The 16,927-nt window shown below is 74.6% G+C and carries 12 protein-coding genes; 3 read left to right on the top strand and 9 right to left on the bottom strand.

All coding sequences use genetic code 11. From position 1 onward, the window contains the following. Positions 1 to 35: 35 nt before the first annotated feature. Complete coding sequence (locus tag O2W20_RS07730) at positions 36 to 1,727, top strand: MDR family MFS transporter (protein WP_269173217.1); 1,692 nt, start codon at positions 36 to 38, stop codon at positions 1,725 to 1,727. Between the two features lie 3 nt (positions 1,728 to 1,730). Next, positions 1,731 to 2,678, top strand: a complete 948-nt coding sequence (locus O2W20_RS07725; protein ID WP_269173218.1) for a nucleoside hydrolase — start codon at positions 1,731 to 1,733, stop codon at positions 2,676 to 2,678. A gap of 4 nt (positions 2,679 to 2,682) precedes the next feature. On the opposite strand, the gene O2W20_RS07720 is transcribed toward O2W20_RS07725, so the two are convergent. The 5 genes from O2W20_RS07720 to O2W20_RS07700 form a co-directional block, all read right to left on the bottom strand. Continuing rightward, positions 2,683 to 3,699 (bottom strand): zinc-dependent alcohol dehydrogenase family protein, encoded by a 1,017-nt coding sequence (locus O2W20_RS07720; RefSeq protein ID WP_269173219.1) that lies wholly within the window; start codon positions 3,697 to 3,699, stop codon positions 2,683 to 2,685. A gap of 73 nt (positions 3,700 to 3,772) precedes the next feature. Further along, positions 3,773 to 4,564 carry an SGNH/GDSL hydrolase family protein gene (locus O2W20_RS07715; RefSeq protein WP_269173220.1) on the bottom strand — a complete coding sequence of 264 codons (792 nt, stop codon included), beginning with the start codon at positions 4,562 to 4,564 and terminating at the stop codon, positions 3,773 to 3,775. Then, complete coding sequence (locus O2W20_RS07710; protein ID WP_269173221.1) at positions 4,561 to 6,807, bottom strand: glycoside hydrolase family 3 C-terminal domain-containing protein; 2,247 nt, start codon at positions 6,805 to 6,807, stop codon at positions 4,561 to 4,563. The genes O2W20_RS07715 and O2W20_RS07710 overlap by 4 nt, the downstream gene beginning before the upstream one ends. Before the next feature lie 62 nt (positions 6,808 to 6,869). Then, positions 6,870 to 7,457: a DUF1349 domain-containing protein gene (locus tag O2W20_RS07705; protein ID WP_269173222.1), complete on the bottom strand. Its 588-nt coding sequence runs from the start codon at positions 7,455 to 7,457 to the stop codon at positions 6,870 to 6,872. A 75-nt stretch (positions 7,458 to 7,532) separates the two neighbouring features. Then, the gene (locus O2W20_RS07700; protein ID WP_269173223.1) at positions 7,533 to 9,944 is read right to left on the bottom strand and encodes a glycoside hydrolase family 2 TIM barrel-domain containing protein; all 2,412 of its coding nucleotides are present in this window, start codon (positions 9,942 to 9,944) and stop codon (positions 7,533 to 7,535) included. A 288-nt stretch (positions 9,945 to 10,232) separates the two neighbouring features. On the opposite strand from O2W20_RS07700, the gene O2W20_RS07695 reads away from it, so the two are divergent. Next, positions 10,233 to 10,985, top strand: a complete 753-nt coding sequence (locus O2W20_RS07695) for an SDR family NAD(P)-dependent oxidoreductase (RefSeq protein WP_269173224.1) — start codon at positions 10,233 to 10,235, stop codon at positions 10,983 to 10,985. A 7-nt stretch (positions 10,986 to 10,992) separates the two neighbouring features. On the opposite strand, the gene O2W20_RS07690 is transcribed toward O2W20_RS07695, so the two are convergent. From O2W20_RS07690 to O2W20_RS07675, 4 genes are read right to left on the bottom strand one after another with little or no spacing between them, the layout of a single operon-like run. Further along, the gene (locus tag O2W20_RS07690) at positions 10,993 to 11,838 is read right to left on the bottom strand and encodes a nucleoside hydrolase (RefSeq protein WP_269173225.1); all 846 of its coding nucleotides are present in this window, start codon (positions 11,836 to 11,838) and stop codon (positions 10,993 to 10,995) included. Positions 11,839 to 11,854: 16 nt separating this feature from the next. Beyond that, positions 11,855 to 13,351 carry a glycoside hydrolase family 43 protein gene (locus O2W20_RS07685; RefSeq protein ID WP_269173226.1) on the bottom strand — a complete coding sequence of 499 codons (1,497 nt, stop codon included), beginning with the start codon at positions 13,349 to 13,351 and terminating at the stop codon, positions 11,855 to 11,857. An 11-nt stretch (positions 13,352 to 13,362) separates the two neighbouring features. After that, positions 13,363 to 15,999 (bottom strand): glycoside hydrolase family 78 protein, encoded by a 2,637-nt coding sequence (locus O2W20_RS07680; RefSeq protein ID WP_269173227.1) that lies wholly within the window; start codon positions 15,997 to 15,999, stop codon positions 13,363 to 13,365. Beyond that, positions 15,996 to 16,910 carry an alpha/beta hydrolase gene (locus O2W20_RS07675; RefSeq protein ID WP_269173228.1) on the bottom strand — a complete coding sequence of 305 codons (915 nt, stop codon included), beginning with the start codon at positions 16,908 to 16,910 and terminating at the stop codon, positions 15,996 to 15,998. Before O2W20_RS07675 ends, O2W20_RS07680 begins: the two co-directional genes overlap by 4 nt. Positions 16,911 to 16,927: the final 17 nt, after the last annotated feature.

The following is a 16,927-nucleotide window of genomic DNA, read 5'->3' as shown; positions in this document are numbered from 1 at the left end:
CCGACCCGCCCCCCGCACCACCCCTGAGGAGCTCCATGTCCAGCGCGCCCACCGCCGCGCCGCCCATCGTCCTGACCCGCCGGCGGATCAACACCATCTTCGGCGCGCTGCTGGCCGGCATGCTGATGGCCGCGCTGGACCAGACGATCATCTCCACTGCGATGCCGACGATCGTCGGTGAGCTCGGCGGCGTCTCGCACATGGCCTGGATGACCACCGCCTACCTGCTGGCGACCACCCTGGTCATGCCGGTCTACGGCAAGTTCGGCGACCTGTTCGGCCGCCGCACGCTGTTCCTGGTGGCGATCGGGCTGTTCACCGCCGCGAGCCTGGGGGCCGCGCTGGCGCCGGACTTCGGCTGGCTGGTCTTCTGGCGCGGCGTGCAGGGCCTCGGCGGCGGCGGGCTGATGATCCTGTCCCAGGCGATCATCGCCGACATCGTGCCGGCCCGGGAGCGGGCGAAGTACATGGGCCCGATCGGTGCGCTGTTCGGGCTCTCCGCCGTCGCCGGGCCGCTGGTCGGCGGGTTCTTCACCGACTCGGCGGCACTGGGCTGGCGCTGGTGCTTCTGGGTCAACGTCCCGATCGGGCTGGCCGCCTTCGCCGTCGGCTGGGCCGCGCTGACCCTGCCGCGCAAGCGGAACACCACACCGCTGGACCTCGCCGGCATCCTCACCCTGTCGGTCGCCACCACGTCGCTGGTGCTCGCCACCGACATCGGCGGCAGCGAGGGCTGGGGTTCCTGGCAGGTGCTGGCACTGCTGGCCGTGCTCGCCTGCTCGATCGCGGCGTTCGTGCTGGTGGAGCGGCGGGCGGTCGAGCCGATCGTCCCGTTGTCGCTGTTCGGCAACCCCACCTTCGTGGTGGCCACCGCGCTGGGCATGGCGGTGGGCCTGGGCATGTTCTCCGCGATCGCCTTCATGCCCACCTACCTGCAGATGAGCTCGGGCCTGTCGGCGGCGAACTCCGGGCTGCTGATGCTGCCGATGACCGCCGGGATCATCCTGACCATCCAGAGCTCGGCCGCGGTGATCATGCGCACCGGCCGCTACAAGGTGTTCACCGTCGCCGGGGTCGCGCTGATCCTGGCGGCAATGCTCTGGATGACCACGCTGGCCGGGGACACCGCACTCTGGACCGTCGGCGCGATGTTCTTCCTGCTCGGCGCCGGGCTCGGGCTGATCATGCAGAACGTCGTGCTGGCCGCGCAGAACGCCGTCCCCGCCGCGCAGATCGGCACCGCCACCTCGACGAACAACTACTTCCGCGAGGTGGGTGCGGTGCTGGGCGTCGCCGTCTTCGGCACCCTGTTCACCAGCCGGCTGGGCGACCGGCTCGGCGAGGCCCTGGCGGGCAATCCCGAGCAGGCGGCTCAGGCGGGGATCACCTCCCCCGACACGCTGGTGCCGACGGCGGTCGAGGCCGCGGGTGAGCCGCTGCGCACCGCGATCGTGGACGCCTACGCCGACGCGCTGGCGCCGGTGTTCTGGTACCTGGTGCCGATCCTGGTCCTCGCGCTGCTGCTGGCCCTGGCGCTGCGCGAGGTGCCGCTGTCCGACGTCGCCGGGATGGTGGCCCGCGGTGAGGCGGTGTCGTCGGAGGAGGAGCTGGCCGCCCTGCGCACCGCCCCCGGGACCGACGAGCCCGTCCTGGTGGTCGATCAGGGCGGTGCCCAGGACGACGACGCGTCACGCCGCGCCCAGGGCGCTTCTCACGTAGAGGTCTGACCGATGAAGCAGCCCCGTATCCGCGTCGTCGTCGACAACGACTTCAGCGGTGACCCCGACGGCCTCGTCCAGCTCGCGCACCACGCGCTCTCACCGTCGGTCGACCTGCGGCTGGTCATCGGCTCGCACCTGCGGCCCGGTGACCACTTCGACCCCTCGGACACCACCGCCGACAACGCCGCCGAGCTCGCCCGCGAGGTGCTCGCGCTGGCCGGACGCCCCGACGTCCCGGTCCTCGCCGGGTCCAACGTCGGTCTGACCGACCGGGTGACGCCGATCCGGTCCGCGGCGGCCGAGGCGCTGGTCGCCGAGGCCATGCGCACCGACGTCGACAGCCCGCTGTACGTCTGCGCGGGTGCCGGGCTCACCGAGGTCGCCAGTGCCTGGCTGATCGAGCCGCGGATCGCCGAGCGGCTCACGCTGGTCTGGATCGGCGGGCCCGAGCACTCCGGCCTGGCCGAGCCGCCGGCGGGCGCGATGCCGATCGAGTACAACCTGCTCATCGACGTGCTGGCCGGGTCGATCGTGTTCGGTGACTCCGCCGTCCCGATCTGGCAGGTGCCGCGCGACGCCTACCGGCAGACGCTGGCCACCTTCGCCGAGCTGCAGCTGCGGATGGCCGAGCAGGGGCCGCTGGGTGCGCGACTGTTCGCCGCGCTGGACGGCCTCCGTACGGAGGCCCTCCAGCACGGGTTCGACCTCGGCGAGACCTACATCCTCGGCGACAACCCGCTGGTGCTGCTCACCGCGCTGCAGTCGGCGTTCGAGCCGGACCCCTCCTCGAGTCGGCACGTCGTCCGGGACACACCGAGGATCTCTGCGGACGGGCAGTACACCGACGTTCCCGATGCGCGGCCGATGCGCGTCTACACCCACCTCGACTGCCGGCTGATGATCGAGGACCTGTTCGCCAAGCTGCAGCTGCACGCCCGAGCCGAGGGGAGCTCCTGATCGGTCAGGGCGTCAGCAGGGCCTTGACCGCGCGGCGCTCGTCCATCGCCCGGTAGCCCTCGGCGGCCCGGTCCAGCGGCAGGGTCAGGTCGAACACCCGGCCGGGGTCGGTCGCCCCGGACCAGACCCGGTCGATGAGGTCGGGCAGGAAGCGGCGCACCGGGGCGGGGCCGCCGTGCAGCCGCACCATCGTGGAGAACAGCTGCCGCCCGGTGATCTCCACACCGTGCGGGACGCCGACGAACCCGACGCCGCCACCGGGGCGGGTGGAGCGGATCGCCTGGTCCATCGACTCAGCCGTGCCCACGCACTCCAGGACGGCGTCGGCCCCCACCCCGTCGGTGAGGTCCCGGATCCGCGCCACCCCCTCGTCGCCGCGCTCGGTCACGATGTCGGTGGCACCGAACCCGCTGGCCAGCCGCTGCCGCGGCTCGTGCCGGCTCATGGCGATGATCCGCTCGGCCCCCAGCTGGGCGGCCGACAGCACGCCGAGCAGTCCGACGGCGCCGTCCCCCACCACCGCGACGGTCATCCCCGGCCGCACCCCGGCGGCGACGGCGGCGAACCAGCCGGTGGCCATGACGTCGGAGAGGGTGAGCAGGCTGGGCAGCAGCTCGGGAGCCGGCACCTCCGGCGTGGCGACGAGGGTGCCGTCGGCGTGCGGCACCCGCAGCAGCTCCGCCTGGGCACCGGTGATGCCCACCCGGTGTGCGCAGGCGCTCTGGTACCCGGCCCGGCAGTGCGCGCAGGTGCCGTCCGAGGCGATGAACGGCACGATCACGAACTGGCCGGGGCGGACCGTGGTGACGTCGTCCCCGACCGCCTCGACGACCCCGACGTACTCGTGGCCGATCGGCGTCGGCTCGGTGACCTCGTTGATGCCGCGGTAGGGCCACAGGTCCGAGCCGCACACGCAGGTGGCGGAGGCCCGGACCACGGCGTCGGTGGGCTCCACGACCCGCGGGTCCTCGAGCTGCTCGACGCGGACGTCGCCGGGGGCGTGCAGGACTGCTCCGCGCATGGGGGCGGTGTTCCTCTCGGAGTGCGGGTCGGACCCGTCCTCCTTGCCCGCCCCCGCCGGGACGAACCGCCGGTCAGCGCGCGGGGTGGGCTGACAGCTGCTCGACCAGCAGGTCCGCGACGGCGCGCATGCCAGCCGCGTTCGGGTGGTACGGGGCGACCCCGCCACCCAGCAGGTCCCCGAACACCCAGCCGGTGACCCACGGCTCGGCCGAGCCGACGGCGTGGTCGCGGGAGGCCGCCGAGGCGGTCACCAGCTCCGCCCCGGCCTCGCGCGCGGCCGCCGCGGTCGCCGCCTCCAGCCGCCGGCCGACGTCGGCGCACAGCAGGCGGTGCTCCTCGTTCATCGGGAAGGCGGGGGTGGCCTGGTCAGGCACCACGGTCAGGTAGTCGACCAGCACGACCCTGGCCCGGGGCGCCCGCCGGCGGACCTCCCCGACCAGCTGGGCCAGCCGGTCCGGCAGGACCGCCAGCGCGGCGTGCACCGCGGCCAGGTCGATCGGCGTACCGAAGAACGCCCGGGCCGGCAGCGGCACACCCTCCGGGTCGGCCCGGGCCGAGCAGCGCAGCAGGGTGAGCAGGTAGTCGACGTCGTTCCCGCCGACGGTGACGGTCACCAGGTCGGCGTCCGGGCCGACCGCCTGGACCTGCGGCGGCACGGTGCCACCGGCCAGCAGCGCCTGCGGCCGGGTGAGGACGTCGTCGATCGTCGCCCCACCCGAGCTGACGTCGACCAGGTCGTACCCGAGCCGCCCGGCGGCCAGCTGCGCGTAGTTGCGGCCCGACCGCGCGCACCCGGGGACCAGGATCGGGTCGATGCCGGGGCCGGCGGCGAAGGAGCTGCCCAGGGCGACGTAGCTGGTCACCGGGCGGCCCGCGCCGCCGCCATGAGCCGCTCGAGCTCCGCGGCGGGGATCGCCGCACCGAAGTCCGCGGCGAACCGGCGCATCGGCATCGAGCCGATCATCTGCAGCATCCCGGCGTGCATCTCACCGGCACCCTCGGGCATCGTCGCCAGGAAGCCCTCCAGCAGCTGTGGGCCGGCGACCGGGTGCTCGAACCACTCGACGACCGAGGACTGCAGGGTCAGGTCCCGCACCACGACGTCCCCGGCGAGGTCGATCGTCCGCTCGTCGACGACGTCGGTGGCGCTGCAGCCGATCTGCACGGTGTGCTCCCCCGGCGCGACGACCCAGGCGTGCTCCCGGACGTCCCAGTACGCGAACGCCCGGCGGTCCAGCTCGAACGTCACCGTCGTCGACTCCCCCGCCTCCAGCGAGACCTTGGTGAAGGCGCGCAGCTCACGGGCGGGCCGCCGCACCGGTCCGGCGGTGGTCGCGACATAGACCTGCACGACGTGCCGGCCGGCCCGCGCGCCGGTGTTGGTCACCATCAGGGTCACCGTCGCTGCGTCGTCGCCGACGGCCCGGACCTGCAGGTCGCTCGTGGTGAACGTCGTGTAGCTCAGCCCGTGGCCGAACGGGTACCGCACCGGGCGGTCGACGGTGACGAACTGGCGGTAGCCGACCATCACGCCCTCGCCGTAGCGGACGTGGCCCTGCTCCCCCGGGAAGTCGAGGAAGCTGGGGGTGTCCGCCAACCGCAGCGGGATGGTCTCGGCCAGCCGGCCCGAGGGGTCGACGGCGCCGGTGAGCAGGTCGGCCAGCGCGCTGCCGCCGGCCTGGCCGAGCAGGAAGCCGGCGAGCACGGCGTCGACGTCGTCGTGCCAGCCCTCCAGGGAGACCACGCCCCCCGAGGAGAGGACGACGACCGTCCTCCTGCTGACCGCGGCGACCGCGCGGATCAGCTCCACCTGGGCGGCCGGCAGGTCGAGGTGCGTGCGGTCGAAGCCCTCGGACTCGTCGCCCTCGCCCAGCCCGGCGAACACCACGGTGACGCCGGCGTCCCGGGCCAGGTCGACGGCCTCGTCCCGCAAGGCAGCGGCGTCCCCGGCGCCGTCGAGGGTGAAGCCGGGGGCGAACGCCAGGTCCGGGTGCGTCGCCCGCAGCGCGGTGAGGGCGTCGTCGACCCGGGTGGCGTTGACGTGCGAGCTGCCGCCGCCCTGGAACCGCGGCGTGCGGGCGAACTCGCCGACCACGGCGACCCGCTGGCCGGCGACCAGCGGCAGCGCGCCGCCGTCGTTCTTGAGCAGCACCGGACAGCCGGCCGCGAGCTCGCGGGCCAGCGCGTGGTGGGCGTCGGCGTCGAAGGCATCGGCGTCGGAGGTGTGGGCCGGCTCGGTGACGTACCCGGCCAGCGCGGCCACCCGGCGCACGCTGCGGTCGACGACGGCCTCGTCCAGCCGGCCACTGCGCACGGCGTCCACCACCAGGGCGTTGCCGGCGCCGTGGTCACCGGGCATCTGCAGGTCCAGGCCCGCCTCGAGGGCGGCGACCCGGTCGTCGACCGCGCCCCAGTCGGAGACGACGGCCCCGGTGAAGCCCCACTCCTCCCGCAGCACCTCGGTGAGCAGCCAGTGGTGCTGGGAGGCGTAGACCCCGTTGACCTTGTTGTAGGCGCACATCACCGTGGCCGGCTGGGCCTCGGTGACCACCCGCTCGAAGGCCGGCAGGTAGATCTCGCGCAGCGTGCGCTCGTCGACGTCGGCGCTGACCTGCATGCGCTGCGTCTCCTGGTTGTTGGCCGCGAAGTGCTTGACCGACGCGCCCACGCCCGCGCCCTGCTGGCCGCGGACGTGCGCGGCGCCGAGCACCCCGGCCAGCAGCGGGTCCTCGGAGTAGTACTCGAAGTTGCGGCCGCACAGCGGCGACCGCTTGATGTTCACCCCCGGCCCGAGGACGACGGGCACGCCGATCGCACGGGCCTCGACCCCGATCGCCGCCCCGATCCGCTCGGCCACCTCCGGGTCCCAGCTGGACCCCACGGCGACGGCCGGCGGGAAGCAGGTGGCCGGCACGCTCTCGATGAGGCCGATCTGGTCGAGGTCGCCCACCTGCCGGCGCACCCCGTGCGGGCCGTCGGTGAGCACCACCGAGGGCAGCCCGGCCGCCTCGACCGGCGGGGTCGACCAGAAGTCCTGGCCGGAGAGGAGGGCCGCCTTCTGCTCCAGCGGCAGCGCGGTCGGGTCGGACGGGGTGGTGGCAGTCACTCCCCGATCCTGCCGACCGCCGGCCGCCCGCGTCGCCGCCGATGCCATCCAGCGGGAGGGGTTCAGTGCAGAGCTGCGTCCGCCGCCCCGGTCGTCCAGCGTCGGAAGCGGACGACGAGGCCGGCCCTGGTCGGGGCGCAGCAGTACGGCCCGGCGTGCACCTCGGCGTCCGGCGGGAACCAGGCGACCCGGACCAGCCGGAACGGCTCGTCGTCCACCCGCGCCCGCACCGTGACCGCGTCGCCGTCCCGACTGGCCCGGACGGTGACCCGGCGGCCGGCCCAGTCCGGCACCGGGGCGACCGACCAGTCCGAGTGCCCGAGCGTGACGACGGCACCGAGCTGCGGCGCGCCGTCGGAGAACTCGACGCCGGCCTTGAGCCAGGTCTCCGCGTCGGTCCGCAGCATCAGCCCGGCCTGGTCGAACTGCTGGTCGAAGTCGGCCTCGAAGGTCACCTCGACCGCACCGTCCAGCGGGGCGAGCAGGGCATGAGCGTCGTCGTGGACGAAGCCGTAGGAGGTGTGCCGCCAGGCGTCGCTGCCCTCAACGGCGGTGACCAGCAGGTCGGCGCCGTCCTCGGTGGCCGCGACCGGCTGCGTGGTCCACGTGCCCGCGCCCCACGGCTGGACCCGGCTGCCGTCGTCCGTCATGCCGGCACGGTAGCTGCGCGTCGAGGAGCGCCCCGGTGCGGTGTCGCCCATGGCGACACCGCGACGGGACGCGGGTCAGCGGGCCTCGACCGTCACGGTGACCGGGGCGCAGCCCTCGGCGGTCGCGGTCACGGTGATGGCGCCGGCGCCGGTCGGGCGGACGACGGCGAGCGCCCGGCCGTCGAAGGTGGTGTGCACGTCGTCGCCGTAGGACTCCTCGGTCACCGGCGCGGCGCTGCCGAACCCGACGAGCACGCCCGGGCCCGCCACCGCCACGGTCACCTCGCGGTCGACCCCCAGCGCGACCGTGCCGGCGGCGTCGGTCAGCGCGAGGTCGACGAACGCCAGGTCGGTGTCCTGGGCTCGGACCACCTGCCGGTCGACGGCGACGGCCAGCTGCACCGGTCCGTCTGCCGAGCGCAGCGAGCACCGGCCGGTCTCCGCCCCGCCGGTGCGGGCGACCGCGGTCAGCTCGCCCGGCGCCCAGGGCACGGTGAACTCGGCGCGGAAGCGGTGGGCCTCCCCCGCCTTCGCGGTGCCCAGCGAGTGGCCGTCCAGCAGCAGCTCGACCTCATCGGCGTCGCTGTAGACCTCGACGGTGAGCGGGGCGCCCTCGGCACCGGCGAAGCCCCAACTGCCCACCGAGTCGGTCCACGCCCACGGCGGCGACACCGTCTCCCGGCCGGACCGTTCCGGCCGCTGGACGGCGAGGTAGGGGTCGGACCGGAGCCCGAAGACGATCTCCCGGTAGTACGACGCCGGCCGCCGGTGCCCGGTGATGTCGATGTCGCCGCACCACGCGAGCAGCCACGGGAAGGGCCCGGAGAGCCCGCGGGCCCCCGGCTCCTCGGCGTCGGCGGTGCGCCCGATGCCGGCCTCGCCCAGGTAGTCCCAGCCGGTCCAGGTGAAGTCACCGATGACGTGCGGGTTGTCCTGCACCAACCGCCAGAGCCGGTCGATCTCGGTCGCGAAGGTCTCGCTCCCGACGACCACCCGGTTAGGGAAGACGTCGCGGTCGCTCTCGTACCGGGTGTCCATGTAGTTCAGCCCGGCGACGTCGAGCACGCCGAACGCCTCCGCAGTCCGCCGTCCGACGAGCTCGGACCGCGAGAGCTCGCGCATGAAGCCGCCCATGTCGGCGAGCATCGTGTTGATGCCGCCCTCAGCGTCCGCCAGGTCGGCCGTCGCCTCACCGATCACGGCCAGCATGCCGTTGACCCCGTTGGTCACCGGCCTGGTCGGGTCGAGGCGCCGCACCTCCTCGGCCAGGCGGCGGGACCACAGCGCGCCGTGCGGGGTGCCGAGCTCGGGGATCTCGTTGCCGATCGAGTACATCACCACGCTGGAGTGGTTGACGTCCTTGGCCACCATCGCGGCGACGTCACGCGCCCACCACTCGGGGAAGTCCAGCGCGGCGTCGAAGTCGGACTTGCTCTCCGTCCACATGTCGGTCAGCTCGTCCATCACCAGGACCCCGAGCCGGTCGCAGGCCTCGAGCACAGCCCGGCTCATCGGGTTGTGCGCGCTGCGCAGGGCGTTGAAGCCGGCGGCCCGCAGCAGCTCCACCCGGCGCTCGTCGGCCCGGTCGACCGCCGCCGCGCCGAGCACCCCGTTGTCGGAGTGGACGCACGCCCCACGCAGCAGCACCGGCTCGCCGTTGACCCGCAGGCCGCGGACCGGGTCGACGGAGAGGGTGCGGATGCCGGTGGTCACCGTCTCGGTGTCCAGCACGGCGTCCTCCTCGACCAGGGCGACCGTCGCGGTGTGCAGCGCCGGGGAGTCCGGCCCCCACAGCGCCGGCTCGCGGACGACGAGCCGCTGCCGCACCACCGCCGGCTCCCCGGGGCGCACGCTGACCGGCACCCGATCGGCGGCGACGACGGTGCCCGCGGCGTCGCGCAGCTCGGTGACCGCCGCGACGGTGGCCAGCCGCAGCCGGTCGTTGACGACGGTGGTCACCACCTCGACGACCGCCAGCTCGCGGTCGGCGTCCAGCGTGGTCACCCGGACGCCGTCCGGGGCGACGCGCAGCAGCGGGCCGGCCAGCAGGTGCACCGGCCGGTGGATGCCGGCGCCGGCGTACCAGCGGGAGTCGGCGCCGGCGCGACAGACCACCCGCACCTCGTTCTCCGCGCCGTACCGGAGATGGTCGTCCAGCGGCACGGTGAAGCCGGTGTACCCCGACGCCCAGTGCCCGGCGAGGCTGCCGTTCACGTAGACCATCGCCCGGCGGTAGACGCCCTCGAACTCCAGCAGCCAGCGCTGCTCGACGGCGTCCGCGGGGACGTCGAACGTCCGCCGGTACTCGTACACGCCGCCCGGGAAGTACCCCGACCCGGCACCGTGAGCGGCGTCGCGCGGCTGGGCCAGCGTCGCGTCGTGCGGCAGCGTGACCGGCTGCCAGGGTGCGGCGGCCCCGACCATCTCGGCGAAGGAGTTGGCGTGCGGCCGGAACTGCCAGCCGGTGGTGAACGGGGTGCGGCGCATGGCTGCCCTCTCGAGTGGGGAACGAGGTCAGCACGCGACGGATGGCGTCCTGGCTGGAGCGCCCCATGCCCGCGCGGGGCCGGCGTTCCCGGCGATCGGCCGTCTGCTGGATCGCCGCGGGCACCCGCGCACCGTCGATCCTCGGTGACCGCCGTCACCACCGCGACGTCCTTGCCATTGGCCAGCAAGGCGTGACGTCGTCCGGGTGGTCGGGCCGCTGGTGGAACCGGGCTGCCGGTGATCGGCACGGTGGTCTCCGGCGGTGCCGGCGCTGGGCAGACTCGTGCCATGAGCGGGCGACTGACAGGGAAGACGGCGTTGGTGACCGGGGCTGCGGCGGGCATCGGGCGGGCGGTGGCCGACCGGTTCGCCGCCGAGGGAGCGCGGGTGGCCTACGCCGACCGGGACGTCGCGGGCGCCGAGGCGGCCGCCGCGGCATCGGGCGGGCGCGCGGTGCCGATGGACGTCACCGACGAGGACAGCGTCGCCGGTGGCTTCGCCGCGCTCGCCGCGGACGGCTGGGTGCCCGACGTGGTCGTCGTCAACGCCGGCGTGCAGCTGTTCGGGCAGGACGCCGAGGTGGCCGACCTGGACCTCGACGTCTGGCGCCGCACCCACGAGGTCAACCTGACCGGGGCCTTCCTGACCGTGAAGCACGCCGTCCGCGGGATGCTGGGCGTCGGCGGCGGCTCGATCGTGTTCACCGGCAGCCCCACCGCCGTCCGCGGCGAGGGGGCAGAGTTCACCGCCTACGCCTCGTCCAAGGCCGGCATGCACGGGCTGGCCCGCACGGTCGCCGCCGCCTACGCCCGCCGGGGCATCCGGGTGAACACCGTCGTCCCGCCGTACACCGAGACCGGGCTGGTCAGCACCCTCACCGCCGACCCCGGGGCGCGGGCCGCGATCGTCGGCCGGATCCCGATGGGCCGCGCCGGCACGACCGGCGACCTCGAGGGCGTCATGGTGTTCCTCGCCAGCGACGAGTCGGCGTTCGCCACCGGCGCGACGTTCGCCGTCGACGGCGGCATGACCACGCTCTGAGCCGTGCTCAGGCCTCCCGGCTCCGGCGCTCGTGCAGCCGGAGCCGGGCGAGCAGGTCGGCGACCAGCAGGCGGAGGTCGACGTCGGTGCACACCCGGCGTCCCGGCCGGTCCGGGGACTCCGTCCACGTGCAGGCCACGTCGTCGAGGGCGGTGACCAGGACCGGCGGGCTGTCGCCGAGCGGCCAGGTCTCCCCCTGCTCCACGAAGTCGGGGACCGGCAGCTCGACGTACTGCTGCCAGAGCCAGGCACCCAGCCGCCCGGCGCCGCCCACGTCCTGCTCCAGCTCCGCCACCGAGTACGTGCAGCGCCGGTAGGTCTCCAGCGGGAACTGCGAGATCGCCAGGTCGTCGCGGGCGAGCACCTCGCGGGCGGCCTCGGCGTCGGTGTCCCTGTTGTACTCGAACGCGTCGGCGTCCAGCGCCCCACCGACCCAGACCAGGGTCAACCGGGCGGCGATGTCCGGGGCCTGCCGCAGCGCCTGGGCGACGTTGGTCAGCGGGCCCGCGCAGACCAGGAAGAGCGGCAGCGGGTCGTCCCGCCGCGCCTCGGCGACGATGGCATCCGCGGCCGCCGACGACGTGTCACCGCCGCCGATCGGCACGTCGCACCCGGCGGCCACCACCGGCCGCTGGGTGCCGACCAGGTCGACCAGCTCCTGCGCGCGCCGGGCGCCCGCGGCTGCCGTGCCCTCGGGCGGCCCGAACACCGCGTTCAGGTGCGAGCTGGTCACCGCGTCCACCCGGTTGGCGGCGCTGAGCAGGTGGTGGGCCAGGGCGACCAGACCGTCGGGGTCACCGGCCGAGTCGTTGTCGACGACGACGCGGCAGCGTTGGGTGATGCGCAGGGACACGTGCTTCCTCCAGGCGTCAGGCGGTGAGGACGGCGGCCGGGTCGTCGGCGCCGACGTAGCGGAACGAGCGGACGACGACCGACCCGGACGAGCACCAGACGCCGACCATCCGGCCGGTCATCCCGCCGGCCACCTCGGTGGAGACGTAGCGGCCGTCGATCCGGCCGAGCTCGGCGAACACGCCGCCGGCGTCCACGACCCCGGCGACCAGCTGGTCCGGGCCGAGCGCAGTGGAGGAGAAGTGGCCCTCGGACGGGACGGCCCGGACCTCCAGCACGACGTCCCCGGCCGGGACGGCGGCCTCCCCCAGCAGCGATCGGAGCGGGCCGACCTGCGCGACCGCGCGCACCACGCCCCCGGCGACCTGGAGGTCGAGGCGGTGGCGGGGGTCCATGCGCACCGACAGTCCACCGACCCCGTCGCCGTCCGCGGCCACGACCGCACGGGCCCGGCAGTACAGGTGCTCCTGCCGGCGGCCGGCGAAGGCGGCGTCGTCCGAGGCCGGGTCGGCGGCCCCGGCGGTGAGCCGCCAGCCGCCCTCGCCCCGGGTGAGCGCGTCGCCGGGGAACCGGCGCGGCGACACCCAGGAGACCGGCAGCGCGGCGCCGCCCAGCTCCTCGACCTCGACCGGCCCGGCGGCCGGGGTCAACCACTCCCCCAGCCGGGGCCAGCCGTCGGTCCACACCACGTCGGCGGCGAAGGTCTCCCGACCCAGGACGTGGAACTGCGGGCTCGCTCCGCGCGGCCGGACGCCGTGGAAGACGATCGCCCAGCTGCCGTCGGGGCGCTGCACCAGGTCCGCGTGGCCGGTGTTCTGCACCGGCGACTCGACACCCCGGTGGGTCAGCAGCGGGTTGTGCGGGCACGGCTCCCACGGCCCCTGCGGTGACGGGCCGCGGGCGATGGTGACCGCGTGCCCGCGCTCGGTGCCGCCCTCGGCGATCAGCAGGTACCAGTGCTCCCCGACCCGGTACAGGTGCGGGCCCTCCGGGAACCGGCCGCCGGTGCCCTGCCACACGCGCTGCCGCTCGGTCAGCGCCCACCCGGTGACCGGGTCGACGGCCTGCTGCACGACCCCGGCCGGCCCTTTGGCGCCGAAGCCCGCATAGGTGACCAGCAGGGTCCCGTCGTCGTCCCAGGCGAGGTCGGGGTCGATCCCGCGGACCTCGTCCATCCGGACCGGCTCCGACCACTCCCCCCGCGGGTCCTCGGCCGTGACCAGCGTCTGCCAGCCGCCATCAGCGAGGTTGGTGGTGACCATCCAGAACCGGCCGTCGTGGTGGCGGATCGTGCAGGCGGTGATGCCGCCAGAGCCCGGGGCGGCCGAGACGTCGAGCTGCGACGGCCGGGCCAGCACGTGCCCGACCTGCTCCCAGGAGACCAGGTCGGTCGAGCGGTACAGCGGCACGCCCGGGGCGTACTCGAAGCTCGAGTGCACCATCCAGTACGTGTCGTCGACCCGGCAGACGCTGGGGTCGGGATGGAAGCCGGGGACGACGGGCGCCGGGGTCACGGGCACAGACGTCACTGGTGGGCATCCGGGTCGAAGAACAGCGCGGGCTTCTCCACCGGCGCCGGGACGGTCACCGTGCGGGTGAACGAGTGCCGCCCGGCCGCCACCTGGACCGGTGCGCTGCCGTCGGGCAGTGACACCTCGGCGGTCGTGTTCGGCGGGACGGTCAGCTCCAGCGTCAGCTCGGCGCCGTCGAGGGTCCAGGAGACCGCCGCCGTCCCGTACGGCGTCTCATGGGTGGCCGCCGCGGAGGTGATCCCCGGGCCGGGGCGGGGGGCGACCCGCAACCGCCGGTAACCGGGCTCGGCCGGGGCCAGGCCGGCGACGGTGCGGTGCAGCCAGTCGGCCACCGCACCGAACGCGTAGTGGTTGAACGAGGTCATGTCCCCGGGGTTGATCGACCCGTCGGGGAGCATGGAGTCCCAGCGCTCCCAGATCGTCGTCGCGCCCATCGTCACCGGGTACAGCCACGACGGGTTCTCCCGCTGGAGCAGCAGCTCGTAGGCCGTCGCCAGCTCCCCGGCGTTCGTCAGCGCGTCGGTGACCAACGGGGTGCCGAGGAAGCCGCTGGCGATGTGGAAGCCGTCCTTCAGCACCTGCTCGGCCAGCAGCCGGCCGGCGTGCGCCCGCTGGTCGGCGGTGAGCAGGTCGAACTCCAGGGCCAGGGCGTACGCCGTCTGCGACGGGTAGGCGACCCGGCCGTTCGGGGAGACGTACTCGGCGCGGAACCGCTCGGTCGCCCGCGCGGCGAGGTCGGCGAACCGGGCGCCGTCCCGGCCGAGGACCTCCGCGGCCTGCGCGACCGTGCGCGCCGAACGGGCGAGGTAGGCGGTGGCGACGCACTGCCAGGGGGTGCGCGCCGCGGCGGGGTTGTCCGGCGGCGCCGCGCTGTCCAGCCAGTCGCCGAAGGAGAACCCACCCTCGGGGAAGTCCAGGTCGGCGCCCGCCCGCGCGGCGAAGACGTCGATCCAGGCGGTCATGGAGCCCCACTGGTCGGCGAGCAGCCCGGCGTCCCCGGTCCGCTGGTACAGCACCCACGGGACGACGACGGCCGCGTCGCCCCAGCCCACCTCCGCCTGCTGCGGGAAGGGCAGCAGCGGCAGGAACGGCACGTACATCGGCACGATGCCGTCGTGGTCCACCCGCTGCTCGACCGCGAGGTCGGCCAGCCAGGAGCGGAGCATGCCGGTGGTGTCGTAGAGGAAGGAGGCGGACGGGGCGAAGACCTGCAGGTCCCCGGTCCACCCCAGCCGCTCGTCGCGCTGCGGGCAGTCGGTGGGGACGTCGAGGAAGTTGCCCCGCATCCCCCAGACGACGTTCTCGTGCAGCCGGTCCACGTCCGGGTCCGAGCACGCGAAGGTGCCGGTCCGGCGCAGGTCGGTGTGCACGACGACGGCCTCGAGGTCGCCCGGCGTCAGCTCCCCCGGCCAGCCGCTGACCTCGGCGTACCGGAAGCCGTGGAAGGTGAACCGCGGCTCCCAGGTGCGCGGGCCCTGCCCGTCCAGCACGACAACGTCGGTGGCGTCGGCCCCGCGCAGCGGGCGGGTGCCCAGCTCGCCGTGCTCGAGCACCTCCGCGTGCCGGACGGTGACCTCCGTGCCGGCCGGCGCGTCCGGCAGCGAGAGGCGCAGCCGGCCGACCAGGTTCTGGCCGAAGTCGACCAGCGTCCTCCCCGACGGCGAGGTGCTGATCTCCCGCACCGGCAGGACCTCGGTCCGGCGCACCGGCGGGCCGGTCGGGGCGACCAGGGTGGCGACGTCCAGCGTCCCGGTCTCCACCGGCGTCCAGCTGCTGTCGTCGAAGGCCGGCTGCGACCAGCCGGGGAGGTCGCGGCGGGCGTCGAAGGTCTCCCCGCTGTAGAGCCCGGCCCGGGTGAGCGGGCTGGGCGCCGAGCGCCAGGAACCGTCGGTGGTCACGACGGTGCGGCTGCCGTCGGGGTGCTCGACCTCGAGCTGGACGAAGGCGCCGGTCCGGTCGCCGTAGAAGGCCCGCTTGCCGGTGAAGCCGAGCGGGCCGGCGAACCATCCCTGCGCCAGGTGCACGCCGAGCGCGTTGGCGCCCTCGGTGAGCAGCGCCGTCACGTCGTGGGTCTGGTAGCGCAGTCGGTGGTGGTAGCTCGTCCAGCCGGGCGCCAGCACGTGGTCGCCGACGACCGACCCGTTCAGCTCGGCCTCGTAGACGCCCTGTGCGGTGGCGTACAGCCGGGCCCGGGTGACCGGCTGGTCCAGCACGAACTCCCGGCGCAGCAGCGCGGCCGGCTCGTCGCCGGCCTCGACCGGGATCACCGGGTGGACCAGCGTCGCGGTCCATTCGGCCGGCGCAAGGAGGCCGGCCTCGACGACGGTGTCCTCGCTCCACGCCGACGGCTCGCTCGCACCGGCCCCCCACACCCGGACGCGGACCGCGCGCCGTTCCCGGCTGGTCAGCTCGGGAGCGCCCCAGGGCACCAGGACCGACTCGTCGGACGCCACCCGGCCCGACGACCAGACCGGGCCGTCCTCGGGTGCGATCTCCAGCTCGTACGCGGCCTGCCGCCAGCCGTCGAGGTCGGTGCGGGGCACCCAGGACAGCCGCGGCCGGGTGTCGCCGATGCCCATCGGCTCGCGGTGGTGCTCGACGGTCACGGGCAGGACGGTCAGGTCGCTCATGCCAGCGCCTCCGCCAGGTACTTCACGGACAGCTCGACGATGCCGTCCACGTCGTCGCACCCGAGCCAGATGTGCCCGGCCCCCTTCACCGGCACCAGCCGGGAGTCCACGCCGACGGCGGTGAGGGCGGCGTGCAGCTGCTCGCTCTGGGAGCAGGGCACCAGCCAGTCCGCGGTGCCGTGCACCAGCAGGAACGGCGGGGCGTCCGCGGTGACGTGGGAGATCGGGCTGGCGTCGTCCCGGAGCTGTCCGTCCAGGCCGTCGAGGAGCTGGTCCTCCGGCGGCACCTGCATCTCCACCGGCAGCAGCGCAGCGACCTCCGGCGGCGGCGCCTGCCGGGGCATGGTGTCCAGGTCGGCCACGCCGTACCAGTCGACGACGACGTCGACCGCGCTGGACGGTCCGGTGACCCCGTGACGACCCTCCAGGTCGGGGCGGTGCGCGGTGAGCCCGAGCAGCGCGGCCAGGTGCCCGCCGGCCGACTCGCCCATCGCCCCGATCCGGGTGGTGTCGACCCCGAGGACGTCGGCGTGCGCCCGCAGGTAACGGACGGCGGCCTTCGCGTCGTGCAGCTGGGCCGGGAACGCGGCCTCGTGCGCGTGCCGGTAGTCGATGGTCGCGACCGCGAGGCCGGCGTCGAGGAAGGCGTCGAACAACGACCCCGGGCGGAGTGTCTCGGGCAGGTACCGCCGGTCTCCCATCATCCAGCCGCCACCGTGCACGTAGACCACCAGCGGCGCCGGCGCCGGGGTGTCGGGCACCCAGAGGTCCAGCTGCAGCGGCCGGTAGCCGAACGCGACCGCGTAGGTCAGCCCGGAAAAGTGCCGGGCGCCGTCCGCGCGGCGGATGGGCTCGTGCGGGTCCAGGAAGTGCGCGGGCCCGGCCCACTCGGGGGTCTCGGTGGTGCTCATGGGGTCCTCTCGGTCGA

The sequence above is a fragment of the Modestobacter sp. VKM Ac-2982 genome, from assembly GCF_026967935.1.
Lineage (GTDB): Bacteria > Actinomycetota > Actinomycetes > Mycobacteriales > Geodermatophilaceae > Modestobacter.
This window is presented reverse-complemented; position numbering and strand designations above follow the sequence as displayed.